Genomic DNA, 4744 nt, shown 5'->3' with positions numbered 1-4744 from the left:
TGTTTTTGATAAGCTATACCATTTTTATCTTTTTGTAACCAATAACTAAATGTTGTTCCTTCATCTTGCTGCATTGATATGGCTGGATGGGGCATCGAGCTTCGTTGCTGAACTACATGCGTTAACTCATGCGCCAACAACTCCTTCCCACCACTCGACCCCGGATTATATTTTCCTGAATTGAAATAAATATCCTGCCCATGGGTAAACGCCTGGGCCTGAATCGCATTGGCTAAATCCGGTGTTTCATGTACCCGCACATCGCCAAAATCTGAGCCAAAGCGGGGTTCCATAAAGGCACGGGTTTTGTCAGAGAGAGGTTGACCTCCGCCTTTTTGTTGGGCAAGTTGGCTGTCAAAGTTAGTGGGGGCTTCGGGGACGCTGCCTTTAGCCTGGAGTTGGGGTTTAGCCTGTAGGGTTTCGTCCTCTTCCTCGGGCATCGCTTCCCGCTGCAGCTCCTGTTTGGCCTGCAGTTCCTCTTCTTCTTCGGGCATCGCCTCCCGCTGTACAGCGGAGTCCGGCATAGCCATCACCTTGGCGGCCATTTGGTCGGCCTCTTGTTCATATTTGTCTCCTGGCTGGCCGATGGTCAGCTTTGCCTGCACTGGCAGATCTTCTTCATCCTCTTCTAACGTTGGTTCTGCCTGCCGCTGCAAAGCCTCCTCGTCTTCCTCCAGGTTCGGTTCTACCTGCCGTTGAACTGGCTGCGACACCCCATGACCAAACTGCATTGCATGGCTCAGCTGCGTTTGCACATCAGTCTCTTGAGCTTCATCAATAGCCGGAGCGCCAAAGCCACGCAGTGTTTGTTTCTGTACGTTGACGTTGCTTGCAGGTGCCGACTTAGATTTGGTGGTGTTAGGTGCAAAAGGCATGGGATGAACTCCGACTAGAAAAAATGATTCGGAACAATTTAGAATGCAAAAAATAGGTGATTGAATAATGGATAAATTAGAGAAATATAGAACTGTGATTCGAGATGTTCTAACTGAATATCATCAGATTAATCAAAAGGCTGAATCTACTGTCGAAAGTTCGTTGGTGTTTGACGACACTCATAATCATTACCTATTAATTTTGATGGGATGGAATGGCGATGAGCGGATTAAGACGGTGATGATTCATATTTGTCTAAAAGATGAAAAAGTTTGGATTGAAGAAGATTGGACCGAAGATGGAGTGGCTTCAGATCTACTTGAAAAAGGCCTGACAAAAGAGAGTATTGTTTTAGCCTTTCATCCGCCTCAGGCTAGACAGTACACGGAATTTGAGGCTGCATAGATGTTTGTCTTTAGGCACTACCTCAGGCTCTGACTGGGTCATCATTTGTTTTTTCAGATGACTAAAGTATGGATTCCTAACCGATTTTGAAAAATCATACTCTGCTTTCATTTTTCAAACTCCCTCATCGTGTTTATAGTTAGCTACGGTTTAACGCTTATCCATCCTTTTACCTCCGCATCGGTAATCGACCGTTCTAACTTGCCATACTCCCGCTGAGCAGCCTGTAGCAAATGGCGCATCTGTACGGGCTCATCTTCATCTGCCGCCAAAAATGCTGCATTTAGGGCAATGTTGCGAATATTGCCGCCTGCTACATTTAGGCGAGCCAGCTGCCTAAAGTTTAGCCCGTCTGTCGGAGTCTGGACCGGAAACATGCGCTGCCAAATGGTAGTGCGCTGCTCCCAGTCGGGGAAGGAAAACTGCACCATAAAGCGAATGCGGCGCATAAAGGCGCGGTCGATGGCGTCGGGTAAATTGGTGGTGAGAATGGCCAGACCGCGATAGGCTTCCATACGCTGGAGTAGGTAGCTGACTTCGATATTGGCATAGCGATCGTGGCTGTCTTTGACTTCGTTGCGCTTACCAAACAGAGCATCGGCTTCGTCAAAGAGTAAAATTGCCCCGCCGGTCTCAGCAGCGTCAAAAATGCGGCTGAGATTTTTTTCGGTCTCGCCGATATATTTGCTAATGATGGCACTGAGGTCAATCTTGTAGAGGTCCAGGTCTAATACATAGGCTAATACTTCGGCGGCCAGGGTTTTACCGGTACCGCTGGCCCCAGCAAACAAGGCAGTAATACCTAGGCCTCGTCCACTTTGTCCGGCAAAACCCCATGTCTGGTAAACCTTGGTGCGCTGCCGTAGATGGGCCTCTAGCTCCTGTAGCGTCGCGAGTTGGGTTTCGGGTAAGACTAAGTCTTCCCAAGTGGCACTGGCAGGGATGCGCTGGGCCAGGGACTCTAGGCGCGGACGGGCTTGGTTGCGACAGGCTTGCCAGAGGTGGTGGGCCTGGGGAGCGTCTGATTGACTCTGGCTTCCTAGGGCTTCACTATAGGCAGCCTCAATCATGGGGGCATTGAGATTAAACTGGCTGGTGATTTGTTCTAGGTGGCCATTGAGTTCTATAGCTGCAGTACCCAGATTTGATTGCCACAGGTGCTGCTGCTCAGCGGAGGTGGGTAGGGCGACCTCAAAGGCGATCGCAACCTGGGCTAAATGCTGCCGGGTGGGGCTAGACAGGATCACCAGACCCGACAGGTCTTCGATAAAACGGCTGACGACACTTGCCTGTTCAGGCTTGCCCGCCCATTCTAATAACAGTCCGCTCTGGCTAAAGGTGGCTTCTCGTTGCCAGCGCCGGGCTAAGCGATTGAGGTCTAGGGCCGCTGTGGGTAGACTCTCGGCAGCTAAGCGATGGAGGGTGAGGCCAAGTTGGGTGGCGGCGGTTTGGGCGATGGTGGTGCGATCGCACCCATCCCCACCCCACAATTGCAATACCGGTCGCGATCTTACCCAGGTTTTAACCAACCGCTCTGCCAAAGTCCGATGCGACGGCACCAGCTCACTAGCCGCCGCCAATGGTTTGACGATTCCTACCAGCTGCTCATCCAGCGGATTACTACCGGTGAGAAAATGTAATACCCGCTCATCAATCCGCAATGGGCTGGTCGTTAGCGCCCGGCCTGGCCCTACCTCCACCAGCTGCCAGTGACGCAATGACGCTCCCGTCGATAGTGCTGCCCAGCTCGCCTCTGGCAAGTTGCCCATGGCCAGACTAAAGGTGGGATAGTTGCGTTGGGCATCCCCATGGAGCGCGGCAAAAATCGGGGCAAAGGTGGCATCTAGCTCCATGCCTGCACAGAGTAGTAGAATCTCCTGCTCAAAGGACGATAGCTGACAAACCTGGCACAGTTGTTCTAGAGCAGGCGGCGGCTGAGTTGTTTCTAAAGCCTGAAACTGTTGTAAAGCGACCTCAACAGATGGGATATGGGCCAACATGGGTAGCTCCATGCTAGCCTGTTGTAATCGTTCCACAAGACGAGATTGCACCACGGCAATGGCGGCACTGAAATACCGCTGATTCTCGTCTAGCCAGGCGTGTCTTGAACTATTCATAGAGCTGACCCAATAGTTACCGCTGGGCCAATATAGCGCTGCACCATTGGGTTTTCGGCCTCTGGCGAATCGACCTCTAAAGGACTCTCGGCTCCATCGATTTGGACTCTGACTAAATAGGTGCCGGCACGGATGTCTTTGAGGGGAAAGGTGAGACGCTTGGTGTCCGCAGTGCGGCGTTCTCCTTTGCCGACATACACTTGGGTATCACGCTCTTGATCGTTCAATAACAGATAGGTACTCTGATGGCTGGCGACGGTAACATCCACCTGCAAACTCAGCTGGCCGTCGTAGATATCCTCGTCTATCTCTGACAGATCTAGGGTAAATGGCGAAGCATTTTCTTCTGTGGGCGCTGACAAGATGGTGGGGCATAAAATAATCGGCATCAGGTTCGACAAGATTGAAAAATCTTGGCTGTGGGTTCCACTGTCGCTAACAGTTTCCACATGGGCGACTCGAATCCCTTGGGCACCAGCCCGCAGCTGGGCTTTCTCGGCTGATGATAGCGTTGCCAGGGTAATGTCCACCTGTTGTTTGCTCACCTGCTGCGGCGTTAGTCGAGCCTGGCCTAGCTGTACCTGCACTTTAATATTGTCTTGGTTGTTGGTTTGACCACTTTGCAGCTGTCGCCCCTGTAGTACCAAATGACTGTCGAGGGTAATGGGGGTATTGAGGCTGCCAGGGGTGCTAACTTTGGTAAGTACAGGTCGCACCGGAGAGGTAAAGAAACGCCGACTACGTACGGGTAGCGGCGATTTGCCTGGTTTACGGCCTTGAATTACGATCGCCGTAGCTTGGTAGGCAAAGGAGAGGGAATAGGGGATTTGAAAAAAGACTGACCACACCCGCGATAGTTCCTCGGTGGTCATATCACTCGGAAAAAACTTTACCAGCTGGACTTGTTCTGCCAGTGCAGAGCCTTCTAGTTCCTGTAGTGTGGAGCTGGCCACCGTCTCTCGGATGATCTCCTGGGTAATCAAAGGACTGTCCACCAGGGTTTGGATACTACTGCCCATCAGACGCTGAGGTTCTAGACGCTGTTCGTTGCCATAGAAGGTGAGAATGTAGTGCAGGTCTAGGCTGGCTTGGCCATGTTTAACTAAATCTCCCTTGGGGCGTCGGGTTCGAATATCGGCATTGCGCCAGGCGGTATTGGGGGTGGCATGGTATAGAAACAGATTAATCCGAGCACCGGATACATTGCCGCCCGGTGCATCGGGCCGCTGGGTGGTAATCTGAGCACCCGGCACATCCTGAGAAATGCCCTCTTGCAATAGCTTATTGAGTACGGCGGTGACCGTTGCGATCGCAAGATGATTACTCACAAACGCCCCCCTTTACCT

4 protein-coding genes are annotated in these 4744 nt (G+C 51.7%); 1 reads left to right on the top strand and 3 read right to left on the bottom strand.

The window, feature by feature from the left end; translation table 11 throughout:
- On the bottom strand, positions 1 to 875 hold an 875-nt coding region (locus IQ260_RS27870; protein ID WP_228016495.1), incomplete at its 3' end, for an eCIS core domain-containing protein.
- Between the two features lie 67 nt (positions 876 to 942).
- Between IQ260_RS27870 and IQ260_RS27865 the strand changes: the two genes are divergently transcribed.
- Complete coding sequence (locus tag IQ260_RS27865) at positions 943 to 1281, top strand: XisI protein (RefSeq protein WP_193996333.1); 339 nt, start codon at positions 943 to 945, stop codon at positions 1279 to 1281.
- Positions 1282 to 1424: 143 nt separating this feature from the next.
- Here the strand turns inward: IQ260_RS27865 and IQ260_RS27860 are convergent, their stop codons facing one another.
- Positions 1425 to 3398: an ATP-binding protein gene (locus tag IQ260_RS27860; protein WP_193996332.1), complete on the bottom strand. Its 1974-nt coding sequence runs from the start codon at positions 3396 to 3398 to the stop codon at positions 1425 to 1427.
- Positions 3395 to 4726 carry a DUF4255 domain-containing protein gene (locus IQ260_RS27855; RefSeq protein WP_193996331.1) on the bottom strand — a complete coding sequence of 444 codons (1332 nt, stop codon included), beginning with the start codon at positions 4724 to 4726 and terminating at the stop codon, positions 3395 to 3397. The genes IQ260_RS27860 and IQ260_RS27855 overlap by 4 nt, the downstream gene beginning before the upstream one ends.
- Positions 4727 to 4744: the final 18 nt, after the last annotated feature.

It is taken from the genome of Leptolyngbya cf. ectocarpi LEGE 11479 (assembly GCF_015207065.1).
Taxonomy (GTDB): domain Bacteria; phylum Cyanobacteriota; class Cyanobacteriia; order Phormidesmidales; family Phormidesmidaceae; genus Leptothoe; species Leptothoe ectocarpi.
This window is presented reverse-complemented; position numbering and strand designations above follow the sequence as displayed.

What these genes read in the sequence shown, in the direction of transcription:
- IQ260_RS27865 (WP_193996333.1), top strand. Translation starts at nt 943, where the DNA reads ATGGATAAATTAGAGAAATATAGAACTGTGATTCGAGATGTTCTAACT.
- IQ260_RS27860 (WP_193996332.1), bottom strand. Translation starts at nt 3,398, where the DNA reads ATGAATAGTTCAAGACACGCCTGGCTAGACGAGAATCAGCGGTATTTC.